The following is a 22,479-nucleotide window of genomic DNA, read 5'->3' as shown; positions in this document are numbered from 1 at the left end:
GAAAGCGTTCTCCTCCTCCAGCCGCGCCACTTCACGTTTGAGCCGTGCATGTTCGGCCAACTCCAAGCGTTGTGCCTGATCGTCCTGGTCGTGCCGCCGCGCCTGGGCGCGCCAACTGTACAGCTGGACAGGCTGCACCCCCAGATCACGAGCCACCGTGGTTACCCCTTCTGTGGCCGCTCGCAACAGTGCCTGCTGCCTGAACTCCAGGCTGAACTCCTGCCCCTTTCTGCCTGCCTTGCTCTTGGTCATCGTCCACCTCCTATTGCGATAGTTAATCGCTTATAGGGGTGTCCGTGAAACGGGGGCAAGATCACGGACTAAGCGCTTGACCAAAAAATCTGTTCCGATGCCCGCCCGTATCGCCAGGGCTTAGATGTCGAATTCCGAAAAATCGAGCGCTTCTGTATGCATGTAGGCGAAGCTTTGCCCACGTCAGGGGCGAAGTAGCTGGCGACGATACTTGATGGCGAACCTCGGTTTGAGTTCCCCGACTTGTGGGCCAACGCATTCGCGATTGGGGCACGGACGGATGGCCTCAAGGCCAATTTGATAGGGCCAATTGAACGAATCAGCACGCCACTTCGGAAGAAGGATCTTGATTTCGCATGTGGAACTAAGAGCTACTCTGAGCTCATCCTTCAATCTTCCGTCATAGACTTGGTCGAGGGTCAATCCTTTGAAAGTCATTTCACTCGCATTGCCGGTAGCACATGATGGCGGCGCGATGACGATGAGGGGATCTTCGTCTTTCTGAGGTGTATCCGAGGTCAGGGCAACTACTTCATCACCGTCGTCTCGAATAGTGGTGGCCTTAGCTAATTGGATGGCGCACCACATGCGAAAATGAGCCGTGCAGACATTTGGCGGGGCAGAAGACGGAGGTGCCGCGGATGCTTTGGTCGACGAAAATGCAATGATTATTGAGATAAGAATAGCTCGATACATTAGCAGGCTCCATTCGCTGCATGAACGCCTGGTGAGCATGTGTTTTTGTTTGACTTGGATTCGATCATTTCACGCAGTGTTTGCTCATTTGCACCATCTTTGCTGAGCATCTTCATGATATTTGGGTCACCGGGAACGTCGGCCGAAAGAGTTTTTCCATTGACGCCCAGTCCTCCTTGGTACTGATCGCCAGCTCCTGCAACGTGGCCAAATTCATGGGATATCGTATAAACGTTTGCCCTATCTGGACCATTAACTCCAACAGTTACCTGATTTCCGCCGATCTTGTTCGTTTCCGCGCGCCCGCTCTTGGTGACACCGTTTGTATCAGGAACGACCGTTACATGATTTGTCCCGGACTGGTTGCTTGATCCGGGAACGAAGATGGCATTGGTTGTGAGAAAGACAATTTTTCCATTGATGTTGACCAAGCCGCTCAGACTTCTAGATGCCTGTAGATTTGTGTCATTTGTATTGAATGGAAGGCTAGGACCACTCATTGTGTAACGGATGGTTGATGTCACCCGATAGGGGGTGCTCCAGGAAAGTTCAGCTTCCCGTCCATCGGGGTCAATGAAGCTGAGAGGATTGTCATTTGCGTACGTATATCTGGCGAAATTGTGAAGACGACTTGTATCGAGCGGGGCCGGGTCTATGGACATGAATCTGCCGATAGAAGGGTCGTAATATCGCTGTTGCATATATACGAGATTGCTATCTGAATCATTCACATGCCCGGTATATCCCGGGCCATCCTGCTTGCTCCCTAGTGCCTGCTCGCCGAAAGGCCGGTAGTCGGAACGTTCGATGATGTTACCGTTCTCGTCAGCCGTAGCCAGCACCGTACCCTGCGGGTCGGTGTAGTAGTACGTGACCTGCTTCGTAGCGGCGTGCGTGGCGACGGAAGCCGTCGCGCATAGTAGCGAGACCGCGGCGATTCGGTAGTGCATTCCCTTGTCCCCTGTGGATCGCAAGAAAAAACGATAAGTCCATATTGGCAGTCCCCGGCCATGGGTTACAAGCAAAAAGAAAGGCGCCCAACGGGCGCCTTTCTTGTTTCTCTCGGACGAACCGCTGATCAGTAGCGGTAGTGGTCCGGCTTGTACGGGCCTTCGACCGGCACGCCGATGTAGTCGGCCTGATCCTTGGTGAGCACGGTCAGCTTCACGCCGATCTGCTCCAGATGCAGGCGGGCGACTTCTTCGTCGAGCTTCTTCGGCAGGCGGTAGACAGTGTTCTCGTACTTGTCCTTGTTCGCCCACAGGTCGAGCTGGGCGAGGGTCTGGTTCGAGAAGCTGTTCGACATCACGAAGCTCGGGTGGCCGTGGGCGCAGCCGAGGTTCACCAGGCGGCCTTCGGCGAGCATGTAGATGCTGTTGCCGGTGGAGGCGAAGGTGTAGCGGTCGACCTGCGGCTTGATGGTCTCGCGGGTCGCATCCTTCGACGCGTTCAGGCGGTCGATCTGGATCTCGTTGTCGAAGTGGCCGATGTTGCAGACCAGGGCGTTGTTCTTCATCTTCGCCATGTGTTCCAGCGTGATGATGTCCTTGTTGCCCGTGGTGGTGACGTAGATGTCGCCGGTGCCGAGGGTTTCTTCGATGGTGGTGACCTGGAAGCCTTCCATCGCGGCCTGCAGCGCGTTGATCGGGTCGATCTCGGTCACGATCACGCGGGCGCCGAAGCCCTTGAGCGAATGGGCGCAGCCCTTGCCCACGTCACCGTAGCCGCAGACCACGGCGACCTTGCCGGCGACCATGAGGTCGGTGGCGCGCTTGATGCCGTCGGCCAGCGATTCGCGGCAGCCGTAGAGGTTGTCGAACTTGCTCTTGGTGACCGAGTCGTTGACGTTGATCGCGGGAACGAGCAGCTTGCCGGCTTCGGCGAGCTGGTAGAGGCGGTGCACGCCGGTGGTGGTTTCTTCGGAGACGCCCTTCCACTCGGCGGCGACCTTCTTGAACCAGCCCGGACGGGCGGCGGCGGTGCGCTTCACGAGGTCCTTGATGACCTGCTCTTCGTGGTTGCCGCTGGGGGTGTTGACCCAGTCGCTGCCGTCTTCGAGTTCCACACCCTTGTGGATGAAGAGGGTGGCGTCACCGCCGTCGTCGACGATGAGCTGCGGACCCAGCTCGCCCGGGTGGGTGAGCATGTCGAGGGTGCATTCCCAGTATTCCTCCAGCGACTCGCCCTTCCACGCGAACACCGGCAGTTCGCCGGCGGCGAGGGCGGCGGCGACGTCGTCCTGGGTGGAGAAGATGTTGCAGGAGGCCCAACGCACCGAGGCGCCGAGGGCGCGCAGGGTCTCGGCCAGCACGGCCGTTTCCTTGGTGACATGCAGCGAGCCGGAGAGGCGCACGCCCTTGAGCGGCTGCTCCTTGGCGTAGCGGGCGCGGATCTGCATCAGGCCCGGCATTTCCTCTTCGGCCATGCGAATGCGGCGGCGGCCGAGGGCAGCCAGCGAGAAATCGCGGACCTTGTAATCCTGGAAGTTGGAATCTTTGGTGACGGCGTTCATGGCGTATCTCCGGATGGTCACGGGGGCGCCGTTGTGCTGGAAGCCGCGCCGAGCCTGGCCATCGGGGGCGTGCCCCTCCGGTCGCAGCGCCCCTCGGCGGGCGAAAACGGTCGATTATTGTATCCCGGATTCCGGATGAGGAGATAAACACACTTTTTTGGTTACTCTCGGGGTTCCGCCCCAAGCAGAGAGCCCGATGGAAGCCGCACGCGATCCTGAATTCCTGCCTCATGACGCTCCCCTGCGCGAAGATGTGCGCCGGCTGGGGGCCCTGGTCGGCCAGATGCTGGCGGAGCAGGGGGGCAAACCCTTTTTCGACCGGGTCGAACATGTGCGTACCGCGGCGATCCAGCGCCGCCGCAGTGGTGCCGGCGTCGAGGCGCTGGCCGAGAGCCTGAACGGACTGGACGCCGCCGATGCCGAGGCCCTCGCCCGGGCCTTCGCGGCCTACTTCCAGGCGGTGAACGTGGCCGAGCGCGTGCATCGCATCCGCCGTCGTCGCGATTATCAGCGCGAGGGCGGCTCGGCCCAGCCCGAATCCCTGGCCGCCGTGCTGGCCTTGCTCAAGGCCGAAGGCGTCACTCGCGAGGAACTGGAGACGCTGTTGCGTCGCCTCGATGTCGAACCGGTGTTCACGGCGCATCCCACCGAGGCGGTGCGTCGGTCGTTGCTGGAGAAAGAGCAGGAGATCGTGCGCGCGCTGGTCGACGAGTTCGATCCCACGCGTACGCCGCAGGAAGTGCGCGACGACGATGCGCGTATCCTCATGGCGCTGTCCGCCGGCTGGCAGACCGCCGAGGCGTCGCCGGTGCGGCCGAGCGTGTCGGACGAGTTCGATCATGTGGGTTTCTACATGTCGCGTCCGATCTATCGCGTGCTGCCTGCGTTGTATGAAGCGCTGCACCAGGCCATCGTGGAGACTTACGGCGAAGACGTGGTCGTGCCGCGCGTGCTGCGTTTCGCGACCTGGGTCGGTGGCGACATGGACGGCAATCCCAACGTCAACGCGGAGACCATTGCGGCCACGCTCGCGGCACAGCGCACGCTGGTGCTGGAACGCTACATCGAGGACGTGCACGCGCTGGGTCGCCTGCTGAGCCAGACGGACGATCGTGTGAAGCTCGACGACAAGCTCCAGCGTCGCCTGGATGCCTATCGCGAGCGGTTGGCGGACGCCGCGGCCGGCATCCGTCCGCGTCACGCGGACATGCCGTATCGCGCTTTCCTGACCTTCGTCGCGGCGCGGCTGGCGTCGACGCTGGACGATGGTGCGGATCGTTACGCGTCGGCGCAGGAATTCATCGATGACATCGCGCAGGTGGAGCACAGCCTGCTTCATCACAGCGGCAAGCATGCGGGTGCCTATGCGGTGGGGCGCCTTCTGTGGCGGGCGCGCACCTTCGGTTTCCACTTGGCTCGCCTGGATGTCCGTCAGGATGCCCGCGTGCACGACGAGGCCTTGTCGGCCTTGCTCGGCGATGCGGAGTGGGCCGATCGCGATGCAGCGGCGCGCGTGAAGACGCTGCGCCCGTATGCGGCCGGCGAGCGCAGCTTCGTCTCCGGCGAGGATCACGAGGCGGCAGGCATGTTGCGAGAGGTCTTCGCGACACTGGCCGATTCGCGCAAGCGCTATGGTCAGGAGGCGACCGGCCTTTACATCATCAGCATGGCTGAGACGGCCGCCGACGTGCTCGCCGTGCTGGCGCTCGCGCGTCGTGGCGGCCTGCTGGAAGATGGGCGCGTGCCGCTGGACGTGGCACCGCTATTCGAGACGGTGGACGACCTCAAGGGCGGCCCGGCCACGTTGCAGGCCCTGCTCGACGATCCCATCTACCGCGCGCACCTGAAAGCGCGCGGCGATCGCCAGTGGGTCATGCTGGGTTATTCCGACAGCGGCAAGGACGGTGGCACCGTCGCCTCGAAGTGGAGCCTGCAACGGGCGCAGGTGGAATTGCTTGAGGTGGCAGCTAAGGCAGGTATCCGCATCGCTTTCTTCCACGGTCGTGGCGGTTCGGCCAGTCGTGGCGGTTCGCGCATCACGCCCGCGTTGATGGCCTCGCCACGCGGTTCCGTGGCCGGCGTGCTACGCGTGACCGAACAGGGCGAGGTGATCCATCGCAAGTACGGCATCCGCGCGCTGGCGGTGCGCAATCTCGAACAGACGCTGGGCGCGGTGATGCGCGCCTCGTTGCGCCCGCGCGTGGCCGAGGTGCGTGAATCGGGCTGGAAGGACGTGATGGCGAAGCTCTCTGATGAGAGCCGCAAGGCCTATCGTGCCTTCGTCGATCGCGAGGGCTTCGTCGATTACTTCCGTGGCGCCACGCCGATCGACGTAATCGAGCGGATGACGCTGGGTTCGCGTCCCGCGCGTCGTCGCAGCATGAAGGGCGTGGAAGACCTGCGCGCGATTCCGTGGGTGTTCTCGTGGACGCAGTGCCGTGCGGTGCTTACCGGCTGGTACGGCCTGGGTTCGGCATTGGAGGCGCTGGCGAAGGACGGGCATGAGGCGACGCTGGAGCGCATGGCGCATGAATGGCCGTTCTTCTCGACCATGCTCGACGATGTCGAGATGGTGCTGGCGAAGGCCGACATCCATATCGCCGAAGCGTTCTCGGAGCTGGCCGGTCCGTTGCACGATCGCTTCTTCCCGCTGGTGCGCGAGGAGTTCGAAAGGACGGTGCGCTGGGTGCTCAAGCTGAAGGGCAGTGACGAACTGCTCAGCGGCGACACGCGGTTGGCCAATTCGATTCGCCTGCGCAATCCGTATGTGGACCCGATGAGCCTGTTGCAGGTGGACCTGTTGCGCCGTTGGCGCGCCACCGGTGGCAAGGACGATGCGTTGCTGAACGCGCTGGTGGCCTGTGTCAACGGCGTGTCGCAAGGCCTCCAGAACACCGGCTGATCTGTAGGAGCGCGCTTGCGCGCGATCGCGCGCAAGCGCGCTCCTACAGGGGTTCGATCAGCCTTCGAGTTCTTCCCACCGGGCAAACGCCGTTTCCAGCTCGGCCTGCAGCTTGGCGATCTCGTCGTTGACCTTCGTGATCGCGGCGGCGTCCTGCTGGAAGAACTTCGGATCATTCATCGCGTCGGTGCGCTTCGCGATCTCGGTTTCGAGCTGTTCGAGCTTGGCCGGCAGCAGCTCGAGTTCGCGCTGTTCCTTGAACGACAGCTTCTTCTTCGGTGCGGCCGGTGCGGGCGCCGGTGCCGGAGCCGCCTTGGCCGGTGTGGCGGCCGACTTCACGGAAGCGACCGGCTTCTGACGAAGCCAGTCGCTGTAGCCACCCACGTATTCGCCGATGGCGCCGTCGCCTTCCAGCACGAGGGTGCTGGTGACGACGTTGTCGATGAAGTCACGGTCGTGCGAGACCAGCAGCAGCGTGCCGGTGTATTCGCCGAGCAGTTCTTCCAGCAGTTCCAGCGTCTCGACGTCGAGGTCGTTGGTCGGTTCGTCCATCACCAGTAGGTTGGAGGGCTGGGCGAACAGCTTGGCCAGCAGCAGGCGGTTGCGCTCGCCGCCGGACAGGCGGGTGATCGGCGCGCGGGCACGCTCGGGCGAGAACAGGAAGTCCTGCAGGTAGCCGATGATGTGCTTGCGCTGGCCGTTCAGCTCGATGTACTCGCGGCCTTCGGCCACGTTGTCCAGCGCGTTCATGCGGTCGTCGAGCGCGATGCGGTGCTGGTCGAAGTAGGCGATCTGCAGGCCCGTCCCCTGGGTGGACTGGCCTTCCTGCGGCATCAGCTGGCCTAGCATGATCTTCAGTAGCGTCGACTTGCCCGCGCCGTTCGGCCCCATGATGCCCACGCGGTCGCCGCGCATGATCGTGGTGCTGAAATCGCGGATCAGCGTGCGGCCGCCGTAGGCCTGGGTGACGTTCTCGACATCGATGACCTTGCGACCGGACGCCTGCGCGTTGGCGAGGTTCATCTTCGCGTTGCCGGTGGTCTCGCGGCGATCCGAACGCTCGCGGCGCATGGCCTTGAGCGCGCGAACACGGCCTTCGTTACGGGTGCGGCGGGCCTTGATGCCCTGGCGGATCCAGACTTCTTCCTGTGCCAGCTTGCGGTCGAAATGCGCGTTGGCCTGCGCTTCGGCGTGCAGGCGCTCCTCGCGGCGACGCAGGTAGTTGTCGTAGTCGCCCGGCCAGCTGGTGAGCTGACCGCGGTCAATCTCGACGATGCGCGTGGCGAGCGAGCGGAGGAAGCTGCGATCGTGGGTAATGAAGACGATGGCGCCGGTGAAGCTCTTGAGGAAGCCTTCGAGCCAGGCGATGGCCTCGATGTCGAGGTGGTTGGTCGGCTCGTCGAGCAGGAGCAGGTTCGGGTCGCGGACCAGGGCCTGGCCGAGTAGCACGCGGCGCTTCATGCCGCCGGACAGCTCGGAGAAGTCGGTCTCGGCCGGCAGCTCCAGGCGCTCGATCACCTGCTGCACGCGGGAGTCGAGGTCCCAGGCGTTCTGGGCCTCGATCTTCGACTGCACATCGCCCAGGGCGTCCATGTCGCCTTCGGCGAGCAGGTGGTGGTACTGGGCCAGCAGGTGACCCAGTTCGCCCAGGCCGTCGGCGACCACGTCGAAGACGGAGCCGGTGGTGTCCTGGGGCACTTCCTGGGTGAGGCGGGCGATGCGCGTACCGCCCTGGAGGCGGACCTCGCCGTCGTCGGGGTGGAGTTCCCCGGCGATGAGCTTCAGAAGGGTGGATTTGCCCGCGCCGTTACGGCCGACCACGCAGACGCGTTCGCCGGCGTCCAGGGAGAGGTCGACCTGTTCGAGCAGGAGGGGACCGCCGACGCTGTAGTCGACGTTGAGCAGCTGGATAAGAGACATAGCTGGACATTGTAATGCCCTCAGCCTTCTGTAGGAGCGCGCTTGCGCGCGACCGGGTGGGCGGGTGAGTCGGCCGGGTCACCGCTCCGTCCGGTCGCGCGCAAGCGCGCTCCTACACGGTGTCGAGGCGGTAGCGGGTGTGTTGGCGCCAGATCTGGCCGGGGCGCAGGATCGCGCCCTCGGCCTCGGGGCCGTTCATCTGGTCGGGGAAGGCCTGGGTCTCCAGGGCGAAGCCGGCGAAGGGGCCGTAGGTGTCCCCGCGGCGCCCCGGCTGGCCGGTGAGCTTCTGCCCGCTGTAGAACTGGAGCCCGGGGCGGTCGGTGTCCACCGTGAGCCGGCGGCCGCTGGAGGGTTCCGTGACCACGGCCACGGTGCGCACCGCGCCCGGTGCTCCGTGCGGGATATAGCAATGGTCGAATCCCCCGGCCACGCGCAGCTGTGGGTCGGGCCAGTGCAGGCGCGAGCCGATGGGCGCCGCCTCGCGGAAATCGAAGGCCGTGCCGGCCACGTTCTCGCGTCCGACGGGAATCGCCCCGGCGTCGATGGCGAGGAAGGCGTCGGCGTCGATCCGGATCAGGTGGTCGCGGATGTCCGGGCGACGGTCGTTCAGATTGAAATAGGGATGGGCGGTGAGGCTGAGCGGCGTGGGCGCGTCGGTGGTGGCGTCGTAGCGCAGGTCGAGGCTGCCCTCGTCATCGAGCCGGATGCGCAATTGAACACGGACCTCGCCCGGGAAGCCGCCGTCACCCTCCGGTGAGACGAGCCTCAGCAGGAGTGCGTCGCCCTCGGTCTCGACGTCCCAGCGCTGGATGTGAAAACCGTGCACCCCACCGTGGAGGTGGTTGCCGTGGTCGTTGCGATCCACCCGGTAATCGATGCCGTCCAGGGTGAAGCGTCCCGCGCGGATGCGATTCGCCCAGCGCCCCACGATCGCGCCCATGTAGGCGTCGGAGACGATGTACTGGGCCGCGTCGGCATGGCCGAGCAGCACCTCGCCGAGGCGCCCCTGGCGGTCGGGCGCCAGCCAGGACAGCAGGGTGCCACCGAGATCGGTGATGTCGACCTGGGCGCCGGTGGCGTTACGCAGGGTCCAGCGATGCAGCGGGCGGCCGTCGGGCAGGTGGCCCCAGGCGGTGGCGGCGGAAACGGGCATGGATGGAGCGATCCTGGGCGACGGGAATCAGCTGGCCGTCGTCTTGCGGTGGAGGTCGAGGTATTGGCGCGGCGTGCAGTCGTACTCGCGCCGGAATACCGCATACATGTATTGCAGCGATGTGAAGCCGCAGCGCACGGCGATGTCGGCAAGCGACGCATCCGATTGCGCGATCAGCTGGCAGGCCGCGTCGAGCTTGTGCTGGAGGATCGCCTGGTGGACGGTCTGCTTCAGTTCGCGCTTGAAATGTTCCTCGAGCACGGTACGCGAGACGCCCACGTAGTCGGCCACCTGCTCGGTCTTGATGCCGAGGCAGCCGTACTGGCGGATATAGTGGCTGGCGCGCATCACGTGCGGGCTGCGCAGCGGCTGGTACTTGCTGGACGCCTGCACGTTGATGCCCACCGGTGGCACCAGCACGCGCGTGCCAGTGCAGTCCGCACCGCGCAGCATCTGGTGCAGCAGGTGCGCGGCCGTGCGGCCCATTTCTTCCGCGCCCTGGATCACCGAGGTGAGCGGAATGCGGGTGAGCAACTGGGCCATGGGATCGTTGTCGATACCAACGATGGCCACTTGTTCGGGCACGGCGACACCGCCGATCACGCAGGCCTGGAGCAACTGGCGGGCGCGCGCGTCGGTGGCGGCGACGATGCCGATGGGCTTGGGCAGGCCGCCGAGCCACGCCACCAGGTGTTCCACGGCCGTGCCCCAGCCACCGGCACTGGTCGGCAGGCCCTGGTAGACGAGGCCTTCCACCGCTTCTTCCTGCACGATCGCGCGGAACGCGTGTTCGCGTTCCTGCGCCCAGCGGCTGCCAGGATTCGGGGGGATTCCGTAGAACGCGAACCGACCGAGACCCTGCTCGATGAGGTGATCGTAGGCGAGGCGCACGAGACGGGCATTGTCGGTCGCGATATACGGCACGCCATCGGGATAGCCGGCCGGATCGTGATACGAGCCGCCCACGGCCACCACCGGGATGTGCAGGTCGCGCAGCGTGTCGGGAGCGTCCGGGTCGTCGAAGTCCGCGATGATGCCGTCGCCGCGAAACTGGTGGATATCGCGCATGCGGCTACGGAAATCCTCTTCCATGAAGAGGTCCCACTCGACGCGCGTGCTGTTGAGGTACTGGCCAATGCCGGCGATGACCTGGCGGTCATAGACCTTGTTGGCGTTGAACAGCAGGGCGATGCGATGCGGTGCCATGGAGCGGAAAGCTAGCAGGATTCGCCGCCTCCGGCCATGACGCAGCGCGGCAACGAAAAAGCCTTCGGCCCTGTGGGAAATCGCAATTGCCCCCGGCGCGCCGTCTCGTCAGCATCGTGGGAATTCGTCCCCGCTCCGTGAAAGGATTGCGTTATGTCGTACTTTTCCAGCATCGCTCCCATCCGCTTCGAAGGCCCGGGTTCGGACAACCCGCTGGCGTTCCATCACTACGAAGCCGATCGCCGCATCCTCGGCAAGACCATGGCCGAGCACCTGCGCCTGGCGGCGTGCTATTGGCACACCTTCGTCTGGCCGGGTTCGGACGTGTTCGGTGCCGGCACCTTCGAGCGGCCGTGGCAGCAGCCGGGCGATCCGATGACGCGGGCGCGCGAGAAGGCCGATGCGGCGTTCGACTTCTTCTCGCGCCTGGGCGTGCCGTTCTACACCTTCCACGACACCGACGTGGCGCCGGAAGGCGACAGCCTGAAGGATTACCGCAACCACTTCGCCGCCATGACGGATGTGCTGGAGAAGAAGCAGGCCGAGACCGGCATGAAGCTGTTGTGGGGTACCGCGAACGTGTTCAGCCACCCGCGCTACGCGGCCGGCGCGGCGACCAATCCGCAGCCGGAAGTGTTCGCCTACGCCGCCACGCAGGTGCGTCACGCGATGGAGGCGACGCATCGCCTCGGTGGCGCCAACTACGTGCTGTGGGGCGGCCGCGAGGGCTACGACACCCTGCTCAACACCGACCTGAAGCGCGAGCGCGAACAGCTCGGGCGGTTCTTCCGCATGGTGGTGGAGCACAAGCACAAGCTGGGCTTCAAAGGCACGATCCTCATTGAGCCCAAGCCGCAAGAGCCCACCAAGCACCAGTACGACTACGACTCGGCCACCGTGTATGGCTTCCTCAAGAACTTCGGCCTGGAAAATGAGGTGAAGACCAACCTCGAGGCCAACCACGCCACCCTAGCGGGTCACTCGTTCCAGCACGAGGTCGCCACGTCCATCGCGCTGGGTTTGTTCGGTTCGATCGACGCCAACCGCGGCGACCCGCAGAACGGCTGGGACACCGACCAGTTTCCGAACAGCGTTGAGGAAATGACCCTGGTCACGTATGAAATTCTGAAAGCGGGCGGCTTCACCACGGGCGGCTTCAATTTCGATACCAAGGTGCGTCGCCAGAGCAACGCACCGGAGGATCTGTTCCACGGCCACATCGGGGCCATCGACACGCTGGCGCTGGGCCTGGAGCGCGCGGCGAAGATGATCGAGCGCGATACGCTGGCGCAGATGAAGGCGAAGCGTTACGCGGGTTGGGACGGCGAGTTCGGCGGTAAGATTCTCGGTGGTGGTTTCACGCTGGCTTCACTTGCCGACGAAGCGATCGCGCGCGACCTGCATCCGAAGCACGTTTCGGGCAACCAGGAGTTGCTAGAGAACATTGTGAACCGCTATATCTATGGGTGATATGAGACCCGACATGGACGCTTCGGCACCCCTTTACCTCGGCATCGACCTGGGTACCTCCTCGGTGAAGGCGGTGCTCGTCGATGACGCCGGGGGCGTGCGCGCCAGCGCTTCCAGCCCGCTCGACGTATCCCATCCCAAGCCGCGCTGGTCCGAACAGGATCCCGAGGCCTGGTGGTCCGCCACCGAGGCGGCGGTTGCGGATGTCCTCAAGCAAGGCGATGCCCGGCGCGTCAAGGCCATCGGTCTTTCGGGACAGATGCACGGCGCCACGTTGCTCGATAAGTCTGACAAGATCCTGCGACCGGCCATCCTGTGGAACGACGGTCGTTCGGATGTCGAATGCGCGGAGCTGGAAAAGGTACCCGGCTTTCGTGACGTCACCGGCAACCTCGCCATGCCCGGCTTCACGGCGCCCAAGCTTGCCTGGGTGCGTCGGCATGAACCGCAGGTGTTCGATCGCGTGGCGAAGGTGCTGTTGCCCAAGGACTATCTGCGGCTGCGGCTTACCGGCGACTACATGACCGACGCGTCGGACGCGGCGGGCACCTTATGGCTGGATGTGCGCAAGCGCCGGTGGAGCGACGCGATGCTAGCCGCCACGGGCCTCGATACCTCGCACATGCCGCAGGTGTTCGAAGGCAGCCAGCCAGCCGGCCGCTTGCGCAAGGAGCTGGCCGATCGCTGGGGCATGGACACTGTGCCCGTGGCGGCCGGCGGCGGAGACAACGCCGCCGGTGCCGTCGGCGTGGGCATCGTGCGCCACGGGCAAGCGATGCTGTCGCTGGGCACGTCCGGTGTGTATTTCGCGGTGTCCGACGGCTTCCGTGCCAGTCCGGAAACGGCCGTGCACAGCTTCTGCCATGCGCTGCCGGACACCTGGCATCTGATGTCGGTGATGCTCAACGCGGCCAATTGCCTCGACTTCACCGCCCGTCTCACGGGCCAGAAGGATGTGCCTTCCTTACTGGCAGAGGCGCAGGCACGCGGATTGCACGAAAACGGCCCGCTTTTCCTGCCGTACCTCACCGGTGAGCGAACGCCGCACAACGATCCCCATGCCCGCGGTTCGTTCACCTTCCTCGGGCCGGACACGGACCGCGCGGACCTCGCCAATGCCACGCTGGAAGGCGTGGGCCTGGGCCTGCTCGACGGGCTGCTGGCGGTGGAGGGTACGGGGCTCGCCAGCGACGAGATCACGGTGATCGGCGGCGGCTCGCGCAGCGCGTACTGGACGCAGATGCTCGCCGACATCCTGGGCAAGCGCCTCGTGCTGCGCAGTGGTGGCGAAGTGGGCCCTGCGCTGGGCGCCGCGCGGCTGGCGCGTCTGGCGGTGGAGCCGGGCGCGTCGCTGGACGAGGTCTGCCCGATGCCCGACATCACGGCCGTACGCGAGCCCGATGCAGCGCGTCATGCTTATTTCCTGCAAACGCGCCACCCTCTGTTCCGCCGCTCCTACGAGCAGTTGAAACCGCTGTATTCCCACGCCGCCCAGAGCGACGACATACGCCCGGCGTGACCGGGCGAACCCACGCATGGAGAAGAGCATGAAGCAGAAGGCCCTACACACGCTGTTGGCCGTATCGATGGTCGCCGCCGGTGTCTTCGCGACCCCGCAGGCGCACGCGAGCAAGGAGAAACCGGTGATCGGCTTCTCCATCGACGACCTGCGCGTCGAGCGCTGGACCCGCGACCGCGACTACTTCAAGGCGGCCGCCGAGGCCAAGGGCGCTACGGTCAAGGTGCAGTCGGCCGATGCCAACGAACAGAAGCAGCTCCAGCAGATCGAGAATCTGATCTCGCAGAAGGTCGACGTCATTGTCATCGTGCCGTTCAACGCCAAGACGCTCACCACCGTGGTGGCCGAGGCGAAGAAGGCGAACATCAAGGTGATCTCGTACGACCGCCTGATCCTCAACGCCGACGTCGATGCCTACATCTCGTTCGACAACGAGAAGGTGGGCGAGATGCAGGCGCAGGGCGTGGTCAATGCCACCAACGGCAAGGGCAACTATTTCCTGCTGGGCGGCGCGCCCACCGACAACAACGCGAAGGTCTTGCGTGAAGGCCAGATGAAGATTCTCGATCCGCTGGTGAAGAAGGGCGATATCAAGATCGTTGGCCAGCAGTGGACCAACGAGTGGCTGGCATCCAACGCGCAGTCGATCATCGAGAACGCGCTCACCGCCAACAAGAACAATATCCAGGGCATCGTCGCCTCCAACGACGGGACCGCCGGCGGCGCCATCGCCGCGCTGTCGGGCCAGAAGCTCGCCGGTAAGGTCGCGGTGTCCGGCCAGGACGCCGACCTCGCCGCCGTCAAGCGCATCAAGGCCGGCACGCAGGCGATGACGGTCTACAAGCCGATCAAGACCATCGCCACCGACGCGGCCAATCTTGCCGTGCAGTTCGCCAAGGGCGAGACGCCGCAGTTCACCTCGAAGATGAACAACGGCAAGAAGGACGTGGACACCGTGCTGCTCACCCCGACCCTGCTCACCAAGCAGAACGTCGACCTGGTGGTGAAGGACGGCTTCTATACCCAGGCCCAGGTCGGTAACTGAGCCTGGCGGTCCGGCTGCGCGGGTAATCGCGTATGCCGGCTGCCCCATGTAGGAGCGCGCTTGCGCGCGATCGCGCGCAAGCGCGCTCCTACGGTTTCAACGAAGGAAGCTCCACGTGAGTGAATACCTCTTCGAGATGCGCGACATCGTCAAGGAATTTTCCGGCGTGCGCGCGCTCAACGGCATCAACCTGGCCGTGCGGCCCGGCGAGTGCGTCGGCCTCTGCGGCGAGAACGGTGCCGGCAAGTCCACGTTGATGAAGGTGCTTTCCGGTGTGTACCCGTACGGGACATGGAGCGGAGAAATCCTCTTCGATGGCAAGCCGCTCAAGGCGCACTCGGTGCGCGACAGCGAAGCGGCGGGCATCGTCATCATCCACCAGGAGCTGATGCTCGTGCCGCAGCTGTCCGTGGCCGAGAACATCTTCCTCGGCAACGAGATTCGCAAGTTCGGTGGCGTGATGGACTACGACGCCATGTATGCGAAGGCGGATGCGCTGCTCGCCCGCCTGAAACTGAAAGACGTCAACGTGGCCGCGCCGGTAATGAACTACGGTGGCGGCTACCAGCAGTTGTTCGAGATCGCGAAGGCGCTGGCGAAGAACGCGCGCCTGCTTATCCTCGACGAGCCCTCGTCATCGCTGACCTCCTCCGAGACCGATACACTGCTGTCGATCATCGAAGACTTGAAGCGCGATGGCGTGGCCTGTGTCTACATCTCGCATAAGCTTGAGGAAGTGGCCCGGGTCTGCGACACCGTGACGGTGATCCGCGACGGCAAGCACATCGTGACCAAGCCGATGAGCGAAATGACCACGCACTCCATCATCACCGCGATGGTCGGTCGCGACATCGAGAACCTGTTCCCCAAGGTGGAGCACGAGATCGGCGAGGTGATCTTCGAGGCTCGCCACGTCACCTGCTGGGATGTCACCAACCCGAACCGCAAGCGCGTCGACGACATTTCCTTCGAGGTGCGACGGGGCGAGATCCTCGGCATCGCTGGCCTGGTCGGCGCGGGCCGTACCGAACTGGTCTCCGCCATCTTCGGTGCGTACCCGGGGCGCTACGAGGCCGAACTGGTGCTCGAAGGCAAGCCGCTGAAGGTGAAAACCCCCGAGCAGGCGATCAAGGCGGGGCTGTCGCTGGTGCCGGAAGACCGCAAGCGCCAGGGCATCGTGCCCTTGCTCGGCGTGGGTGACAACATCACCCTGGCCACGCTGTCGCACTATGCCCATGCCGGCACGATCGATCGTCAGGCCGAGTTGCAGACCGTTGACGCCGAGATCAAGCGCCTGCGCGTGAAGACGGCGAGCCCCGAGCTGGCCATCATGGGTCTGTCCGGCGGCAACCAACAGAAAGCCGTGCTGACCAAGATGCTGCTGCCCAATCCCAAGGTGCTGATCCTCGACGAGCCCACGCGCGGCGTGGACGTCGGTTCCAAGTACGACATCTACAAGTTGATGTTCGAACTGGCCACCAAGGGCGTCGCCATCATCATGGTGTCGTCCGAGATGCCCGAGGTGCTGGGCGTCAGCGACCGGGTGCTCGTCGTGGGCGAGGGGCGCCTGCGCGGCAACTTCCAGAACGTCGGTCTTACCCAGGAGCAGGTGCTCGCCGCCGCGATTTCGCACGCCGCCGAAGGCCCCGCACACGCGGCCTGATCTTTACACCCATCCAGCGTCATACCAGGGAAGTTCCTCCATGCAGGCCCAGAAAATCCAGCAACTGTTCGTCCGCTACAAGATCCTCGCCCTGCTGATCGCGGTGGCCCTCATCTGGGTCTTCTTCCACGTGAAGACCGAGTCGGCCTTCATCACGCCGGGCAACCTGTCGAACCTGTTCCGGCAGATGGCCATCACCGGCATGCTCGCCTGCGGCATGGTGTTCATCATCATCGCCGGTGAGATCGATCTGTCCGTGGGTTCGCAGCTCGGCCTGCTCGGCGGCGTGGTGGCGATCCTCACGGTGAACCTGGGCTGGGGCACGTGGCCGTCGATCGGCGCGGTGCTGCTGCTCGGCCTGGTGATCGGCGCCTTCAACGGTTTCGTGGTGACAAAGATGCGAGTGCCGTCGTTTATCGTCGGTCTGGGCGGCATGCTGGCCTTCCGCGGCATCGTGCTCTACGTGACGGGCAGCTCCACCATCGCGCCCGCGCCGGATGACCTCGTGCAGCTGGGGCAGGGCTTCGTGCCGCCGATGCTGTCGCGCTGGATCGGTGCGCTGATCTTCCTGGCGATGATCGGCCTCACCGTGCGTCGTCGCGTGCGCCGGTCGAAGCTGGGCCTGCACCAGGTGGCGCTGTGGATGGATGTGGGTCGCCTGGTATTGATCGGCGCGGTGATCTTCGGTTTCATCCGCATGCTCAACGACGCCAACGGCATTCCCATTCCGGTAATGATCCTGCTGGCGCTGCTGGCGGTGTTTACCTACGTGTCGACGCAGACGGTGTTCGGCCGCCATATCTATGCCGTAGGCGGCAACATGGAGGCGACGCGGCTTTCTGGCGTGAACGTGGCACGCGTGAAGCTGGTGGTGTTCGCGCTGATGGGCCTGATGTGCGCCTTCGCGGGCATCATCACCGTGGCGCGCACCGGCTCGGGTTCCCCATCGGCGGGTACGGGTGGCGAGCTGGACGCGATCTCCGCCTGCTTCATCGGCGGCACCTCGATGCGCGGCGGTTCCGGCACGGTTTACGGTGCGCTGATCGGCGCGCTGGTCATGGCCAGCCTCGACAGCGGCATGCAGCTGATGGACGTCGACAACTCCTGGCAGATGATCATCAAGGGCGTGATCCTGGTGCTCGCCGTGTGGGTGGACGTGCTCTCCGGCTCCAACCGCAACGCTTGATACCTCGCGCTCGCTTTCGTCGGGACCGTTTCGTCGATGATCATGGTTGGCGACATTGTCAGGTATCGCCGATGCGATCGGCTCCCACCCCTTCGGTAGCCAGACCTTGCTACCGAAGGGGTGGGAGCCGATCGCATCGGCGATCCGGCGTCAGCCGGCATCGTGATATGACCGCCGCGCGTCATTACCGTGTCGGCAGTGACTTGGCCATGTCCAGGTGATGCTTCAATGTCGGCAGCGTCTTCTTCGCGAAGTCCTTCAGTTTCGGATTCGAGCCTTTCTCGATCTCCACCTCGAACGCCGCCACGGCGGTCTCGTGGTCGGCGACCATCTGCTTCGCATAGGCCTTGTCGAACTCGGCACCTTTCAGGCGGGTGAGTGCGTCGATGGCTTTCTGCGAATCCGGATCCGGTTCGGTCACCATCGAGTAGCCCCGGTCACCGGATTTCAGTGTCTTGAGTTCGTCGTTGGCCTTGCCGTGGTCTTCGATCATGCGTTGCGCGAATTTCTGCACGGACGGCGACGATGACTGTTTCAGCGCGAGCTGGCTCATTTCCACTTCGGAAATGCCCGAGGCGCTCGCATTCTTGAAGAACCCCGCATCCGTCGGTGTGCCGCCTTGCGTGTCCTTCTCCTGGGCGTGGACGGCCAGCGGCAGCGCCGTGGCGAGCAGGGCGGTGGCGATGAGGCGGGGAAGGGCGAGGGACATGGTGGCTTCTCCTGTGACGAAGCCGAGGTGTCTCATCGCGGGCATGAAAGAGCCGTGACACAAATGAAAACGGGCGCCCATGGGGCGCCCGTTTTCATAACCGTAGGGATCGCGCGAGCGCGATCCCACGGGTGCGATTAACGCTTCTTGCCACCGAGGCCGGCGGCGTCGCGCAGGATTTCGGCCTTGTCGGTCTTTTCCCACGAGAACGCGGTGTAGGTGCTGCCATCGGCGCCCTTCACTTCGTACGGCTTGCGGCCGAAGTGACCGTAGGAAGCGGTCGGCTGGTAGATCGGGTGCACCAGGTCGAGCATCTTGATGATGCCGTACGGGCGCAGGTCGAAGTACTTGCGGATCAGCTTCTCGATCTGGGCGTCGGGGATCTTGCCGGTGCCGAAGGTGGTGACCGAGATCGAGGTCGGATCGGCCACGCCGATGGCGTAGCTGACCTGGATCTCGCAACGGTCGGCGAGACCGGCGGCGACGATGTTCTTGGCGACGTAGCGCGCGGCGTAGGCGGCCGAACGGTCGACCTTCGACGGATCCTTGCCCGAGAACGCGCCACCACCGTGACGGGCCCAGCCGCCGTAGGTGTCGACGATGATCTTGCGGCCGGTCAGGCCGCAGTCGCCCACCGGGCCACCGATGACGAACTTGCCGGTCGGGTTGATGTGGAACTTCGTGTCCTTGTGCAGGAGCTTGGCCGGCAGCACGGGCTTGAGGATCAGCTCGCGCACGCCTTCGACCAGGTCCTTCTGCTTCACGCCCGGATCGTGCTGGGTGGAGAGCACGACGGCGTCGATGGCAACGGCTTCGCCGGCTTCGTTGTAGCGCAGGGTGACCTGGCTCTTCGCATCCGGACGCAGCCACGGCAGCGGCGAGTTCTTCTTCTTGCGGACCTTGGCCTGCTGCTCCACGAGGCGGTGGCTCAGGTGGATCGCGGCCGGCATGTATTCGGCGGTTTCGTTGGTGGCGTAGCCGAACATCAGGCCCTGGTCGCCGGCGCCCTGTTCTTCGGGCTTCTTGCGGTCGACGCCCTGGTTGATGTCGGGCGACTGCTTGCCGATGAGGTTCAGCACGCCGCAGGTGGCGCCGTCGAAGCCGACGTCGGAGGAGTCGTAGCCGATGTCGAGGATGACCTTGCGGGTCAGGGCTTCGAGGTCGATCCAGGCGCTGGTCGTGATTTCGCCCGCGACGATGGCGACGCCGGTCTTCACCAGCGTTTCGCAGGCCACGCGAGCGCGCGGGTCCTGCGCCAGGATGGCGTCGAGGACGGCGTCGGAGATCTGGTCGGCGATCTTGTCCGGATGGCCTTCGGAGACCGACTCGGAGGTGAAGAGGTAGTTGCTCATCGCGGGGATATATCCTTCTTTACGGATAAAGAGATAAAGGGGGCGCGTAATGATACACGCCCCTCTGGACGTTTGCAGGGGGAAGGGTACGCCCCGGGGGTGACGATTGCATGGATGTTCAGGCGGTCGGGCCCCTCACGTCACGGCCACCAGCCTCGCCCGGGCCGCCCGGGCCACCGCGACCATGCCCTTCAAGGCCTCGGACACCTCCGGCCAGCCGCGGGTCTTCAGGCCGCAGTCGGGGTTGATCCAGAGCTGGTCGGGGCGCAAAACCTGGAGGGCGCGGGCCACGAGGTCGGCCATCTCGCCCTCGGCCGGGACGCGGGGCGAGTGGATATCGTAGACGCCTGGGCCGATGCCGTTGGGGTACTGGAAGCGGGTAAAGGCGTCCAGCAGTTCCATCCGCGAGCGGCTGGTCTCGATGGAGATCACGTCGGCGTCCATGGCCGCCACGGCCTCGATGATGTCGTTGAACTCCGAGTAGCACATGTGGGTGTGTACCTGGGTGGCGTCGCTGACCCCGCCGGCGGCGATGCGGAAGGCGTCTACGGCCCACTCCAGGTAGGCCGCCCAATCGGCGCGGCGCAGCGGCAGGCCTTCGCGCAAGGCGGGCTCGTCGATCTGGACGATGCCGATGCCGGCCTTCTCCAGGTCGTGCACTTCGTCGCGCAGGGCGAGGGCGATCTGGCGGCAGACCTCGGCGCGCGGCAGGTCGTCGCGGACGAAGGACCACTGCAGCATCGTCACCGGCCCGGTGAGCATGCCCTTCATCGGCTTGTCGGTGAGCGACTGGGCGAAGGCGGACCACTCCACCGTCATGGCGCGCGGACGGGCCACGTCGCCGAAGATGATCGGCGGCTTCACGCAGCGGGAGCCGTAGCTCTGCACCCAGCCCAGTGACGTGAAGCCGTAGCCCTCAAGCTGCTCGCCGAAGTATTCGACCATGTCGTTGCGCTCGGGCTCGCCGTGCACGAAGACGTCGATGCCGGCCTCTTCCTGGAAGCGTACGGCGTGGCGGATCTCCTCGCGGAGGATGTCGAGATAGGCATCGTCGGCCAGCTTGCCGGAACGATGCGAGGCGCGCGCCGTGCGTAGTTCGATCGTCTGCGGGAACGAGCCGATGGTAGTGGTCGGCAGGTCCGGCAGACCGAAACGTTCGCGCTGCACGGCGACGCGGTGAGCGTAGGCCGAACGACGTTGGCCGAACTGCGGGGTCAGGCCGCGCACGCGGGCGCGCACGTCGTTGCGGACCACCTCGGGCGAGGAAAGGCGAGCGGCGACGATCTCGTGCTGGCGGTCCAGCGTCTGCTTCGCGGCCAGGTCGCCGGTGACGGCGTCGGCGTAGCGGCGCAGCTCGCTGATCTTCTGCCGGGCGAACGACAGCCACTGGCCGAGCTGGCCGGGCAGGTTCTTCTCTTCCGAGGCGTCGATCGGGGTATGCAGCAGTGAGCACGAGGTGGACAGCCACAGTCGGTCGCCCAGGCGACGGTGCAGCGTTTCGACGCGCGGACGGATGTGGGTCGTATCGCTCAGCCAGACGTTGCGGCCATCGAGGATGCCGGCGGAAAGCACCTTGTCGGCGGGCAGCGCGTCGAGCACGGCGTCGAGCTGTTCCGGCGCGCGGGCAAGATCGACATGCAGGCCGGCCACCGGCAGGGAAACGGCCAGTTCGAGGTTGCTGTCCAGGCCGCCGAAGTAGGTGGCTAACAGGATGCGCACCGTCGCGTGTTTCGCGATCGCGGCGTAGGCGCGCAGATAGGCGTCGCGCGTGGCCTCGTCGAGGTCGAGCACCAGGGCAGGCTCGTCCACCTGTACCCATTCGGCGCCGGCCTCGGCCAGGGCGTCGATCACGCCGAGCCAGGCGGGCAGCAGGGCATCCAGCAGCGCGAGCGGATCGCTGCCGTCGATCGTCTTGGACAGGCGCAGGAAGGTGATCGGGCCCAGCACCACCGGACGGGCGGCGTGGCCGGTCTCCGTCGCCTCGCGGAACTCGGCGACGGCCTTGTCCGGACGGGCGGCGAAGCGCTGGCCGGCGGACAGCTCCGGCACGATGTAGTGGTAGTTGGTGTCGAACCACTTGGTCATCTCCAGCGCGTGCAGATCGACCTGGTTGTCCTGGCGACCGCGCGCCATGGCGAAGTAGCCGGCCAGGGCGTCGCGCTCGAACAGCGCTCGGTAGCGCGATGGGATGGCGTCCACCGAGACCGCGGCGTCGAGTACGTGGTCGTATAGCGAGAAGTCGTTCACGGGCACGCCGTCGGCACCCGCGTCGCGGGCGAGTTTCCAGTGGCGCTGGCGCAGGTCGGCGGCGACCTTGAGCAATTCGGCGGCGGGCGTCTCGCCCTTCCAGTGGCTTTCCAGGGCGCGCTTGAGTTCGCGGCGACGACCGATGCGCGGGAAACCGGGGTAGGTAACGTGTGGCATGGACTGCAATCCTCTTCGACGTGAAAGAGGAGGGAAGGGCGGCCCGCGGCGCGGCGCACGTCACCACGCCACGGATGGCGTCGGCATCGGGCGTCATGCGTGGCGTGCCGTCGACCTTCGCCCCCGCGGGCGAACCGGCCCCGCCACCATGGGGAGGCGGATTCAGGTCGGACGAAGGGCCGCGCCCATGACCAGACGTGTCCCTTCCACCGGCGGCAGGTCTTCGGGCTCGTGGATGTGGTGCCGGGGCACCGCCTCCCTCGTCGCTTCCCGAGGCCTTGGGCCCCAGTGCCTGTGACGGGTTCGTCTCCACATACCGCTGCGGGGCAGCGCCGGATTTCCACCGGCTTCCCTCTTAGATTTATCTCTATATCCGAATAAAGAGATAAATGCCGCTGGCGATCCGGAAATTAGTCGTCCGGATGTCCAAAGTCAAATGCGGCACCATGGGCTCATGACGGGAGGCGGAC

15 protein-coding genes and 2 riboswitches are annotated in these 22,479 nt (G+C 64.8%); of the genes, 6 read left to right on the top strand and 9 right to left on the bottom strand.

From position 1 onward, the window contains the following. The 3 genes from GAK28_RS22975 to ahcY form a co-directional block, all read right to left on the bottom strand. The coding region (locus GAK28_RS22975; protein WP_291784831.1) for a transposase at positions 1-252 on the bottom strand (252 nt) is incomplete at its 3' end. A 695-nt stretch (positions 253-947) separates the two neighbouring features. Next, positions 948-1,898 (bottom strand): RHS repeat-associated core domain-containing protein, encoded by a 951-nt coding sequence (locus GAK28_RS22970; RefSeq protein ID WP_291784829.1) that lies wholly within the window; start codon positions 1,896-1,898, stop codon positions 948-950. Between the two features lie 128 nt (positions 1,899-2,026). After that, complete coding sequence (gene ahcY / locus GAK28_RS22965; protein ID WP_291784827.1) at positions 2,027-3,460, bottom strand: adenosylhomocysteinase; 1,434 nt, start codon at positions 3,458-3,460, stop codon at positions 2,027-2,029. 16 nt (positions 3,461-3,476) lie between these two features. Continuing rightward, positions 3,477-3,561: riboswitch (S-adenosyl-L-homocysteine riboswitch) on the bottom strand. Between the two features lie 95 nt (positions 3,562-3,656). On the opposite strand from ahcY, the gene ppc reads away from it, so the two are divergent. Next, complete coding sequence (gene ppc, locus GAK28_RS22960; protein WP_291784824.1) at positions 3,657-6,362, top strand: phosphoenolpyruvate carboxylase; 2,706 nt, start codon at positions 3,657-3,659, stop codon at positions 6,360-6,362. Positions 6,363-6,419: 57 nt separating this feature from the next. On the opposite strand, the gene GAK28_RS22955 is transcribed toward ppc, so the two are convergent. From GAK28_RS22955 to GAK28_RS22945, 3 genes are all read right to left on the bottom strand, one after another. Further along, positions 6,420-8,282, bottom strand: coding sequence for an ATP-binding cassette domain-containing protein (locus GAK28_RS22955; RefSeq protein ID WP_291784822.1), 1,863 nt, complete (start codon positions 8,280-8,282; stop codon positions 6,420-6,422). A gap of 112 nt (positions 8,283-8,394) precedes the next feature. Next, positions 8,395-9,435, bottom strand: a complete 1,041-nt coding sequence (locus tag GAK28_RS22950) for an aldose epimerase family protein (RefSeq protein WP_291784819.1) — start codon at positions 9,433-9,435, stop codon at positions 8,395-8,397. A 27-nt stretch (positions 9,436-9,462) separates the two neighbouring features. Further along, entirely contained in the window at positions 9,463-10,641 is a 1,179-nt protein-coding gene (locus tag GAK28_RS22945) for a DNA-binding transcriptional regulator (RefSeq protein WP_291784816.1), read from the bottom strand. A 153-nt stretch (positions 10,642-10,794) separates the two neighbouring features. Here GAK28_RS22945 and xylA point away from each other — a divergent pair, with 153 nt between their 5' ends. The 5 genes from xylA to GAK28_RS22920 all read left to right on the top strand — a co-directional run bounded on the left by xylA (position 10,795) and on the right by GAK28_RS22920 (position 17,524). Beyond that, positions 10,795-12,111 (top strand): xylose isomerase, encoded by a 1,317-nt coding sequence (xylA, locus tag GAK28_RS22940; protein ID WP_291784814.1) that lies wholly within the window; start codon positions 10,795-10,797, stop codon positions 12,109-12,111. Positions 12,112-12,124: 13 nt separating this feature from the next. Next, positions 12,125-13,630 carry a xylulokinase gene (gene xylB, locus GAK28_RS22935; RefSeq protein WP_291784812.1) on the top strand — a complete coding sequence of 502 codons (1,506 nt, stop codon included), beginning with the start codon at positions 12,125-12,127 and terminating at the stop codon, positions 13,628-13,630. Positions 13,631-13,658: 28 nt separating this feature from the next. Beyond that, a complete protein-coding gene (xylF, locus tag GAK28_RS22930; RefSeq protein WP_291784810.1) occupies positions 13,659-14,675 on the top strand; it encodes a D-xylose ABC transporter substrate-binding protein in 1,017 nt (338 codons plus the stop codon). A gap of 115 nt (positions 14,676-14,790) precedes the next feature. Beyond that, a complete protein-coding gene (locus GAK28_RS22925; protein ID WP_291784808.1) occupies positions 14,791-16,338 on the top strand; it encodes a xylose ABC transporter ATP-binding protein in 1,548 nt (515 codons plus the stop codon). Positions 16,339-16,378: 40 nt separating this feature from the next. Further along, positions 16,379-17,524, top strand: a complete 1,146-nt coding sequence (locus tag GAK28_RS22920; RefSeq protein WP_291784806.1) for a sugar ABC transporter permease — start codon at positions 16,379-16,381, stop codon at positions 17,522-17,524. Positions 17,525-17,708: 184 nt separating this feature from the next. Here the strand turns inward: GAK28_RS22920 and GAK28_RS22915 are convergent, their stop codons facing one another. The 3 genes from GAK28_RS22915 to metE all read right to left on the bottom strand — a co-directional run bounded on the left by GAK28_RS22915 (position 17,709) and on the right by metE (position 22,009). Then, positions 17,709-18,233, bottom strand: a complete 525-nt coding sequence (locus GAK28_RS22915; protein WP_291784804.1) for a DUF4142 domain-containing protein — start codon at positions 18,231-18,233, stop codon at positions 17,709-17,711. Positions 18,234-18,370: 137 nt separating this feature from the next. After that, positions 18,371-19,585: a methionine adenosyltransferase gene (metK, locus tag GAK28_RS22910; RefSeq protein WP_291784802.1), complete on the bottom strand. Its 1,215-nt coding sequence runs from the start codon at positions 19,583-19,585 to the stop codon at positions 18,371-18,373. A gap of 135 nt (positions 19,586-19,720) precedes the next feature. Then, positions 19,721-22,009 carry a 5-methyltetrahydropteroyltriglutamate--homocysteine S-methyltransferase gene (gene metE, locus GAK28_RS22905; protein WP_291784800.1) on the bottom strand — a complete coding sequence of 763 codons (2,289 nt, stop codon included), beginning with the start codon at positions 22,007-22,009 and terminating at the stop codon, positions 19,721-19,723. 196 nt (positions 22,010-22,205) lie between these two features. Continuing rightward, positions 22,206-22,421: riboswitch (cobalamin riboswitch) on the bottom strand. Positions 22,422-22,479: the final 58 nt, after the last annotated feature.

Origin of the sequence: Luteibacter sp. (assembly GCF_009912395.1) — a bacterium.
GTDB lineage: Bacteria > Pseudomonadota > Gammaproteobacteria > Xanthomonadales > Rhodanobacteraceae > Luteibacter.
This window is presented reverse-complemented; position numbering and strand designations above follow the sequence as displayed.

Coding starts and splice junctions, on each gene's coding strand:
- GAK28_RS22915 (WP_291784804.1), bottom strand. CDS start 18,233: ATGTCCCTCGCCCTTCCCCGCCTCATCGCCACCGCCCTGCTCGCCACG.
- metK (WP_291784802.1), bottom strand. CDS start 19,585: ATGAGCAACTACCTCTTCACCTCCGAGTCGGTCTCCGAAGGCCATCCG.
- xylF (WP_291784810.1), top strand. CDS start 13,659: ATGAAGCAGAAGGCCCTACACACGCTGTTGGCCGTATCGATGGTCGCC.
- GAK28_RS22970 (WP_291784829.1), bottom strand. CDS start 1,898: ATGCACTACCGAATCGCCGCGGTCTCGCTACTATGCGCGACGGCTTCC.
- ppc (WP_291784824.1), top strand. CDS start 3,657: ATGGAAGCCGCACGCGATCCTGAATTCCTGCCTCATGACGCTCCCCTG.
- xylB (WP_291784812.1), top strand. CDS start 12,125: ATGGACGCTTCGGCACCCCTTTACCTCGGCATCGACCTGGGTACCTCC.
- ahcY (WP_291784827.1), bottom strand. CDS start 3,460: ATGAACGCCGTCACCAAAGATTCCAACTTCCAGGATTACAAGGTCCGC.
- GAK28_RS22920 (WP_291784806.1), top strand. CDS start 16,379: ATGCAGGCCCAGAAAATCCAGCAACTGTTCGTCCGCTACAAGATCCTC.
- GAK28_RS22950 (WP_291784819.1), bottom strand. CDS start 9,435: ATGCCCGTTTCCGCCGCCACCGCCTGGGGCCACCTGCCCGACGGCCGC.
- GAK28_RS22955 (WP_291784822.1), bottom strand. CDS start 8,282: ATGTCTCTTATCCAGCTGCTCAACGTCGACTACAGCGTCGGCGGTCCC.
- GAK28_RS22945 (WP_291784816.1), bottom strand. CDS start 10,641: ATGGCACCGCATCGCATCGCCCTGCTGTTCAACGCCAACAAGGTCTAT.
- metE (WP_291784800.1), bottom strand. CDS start 22,009: ATGCCACACGTTACCTACCCCGGTTTCCCGCGCATCGGTCGTCGCCGC.
- xylA (WP_291784814.1), top strand. CDS start 10,795: ATGTCGTACTTTTCCAGCATCGCTCCCATCCGCTTCGAAGGCCCGGGT.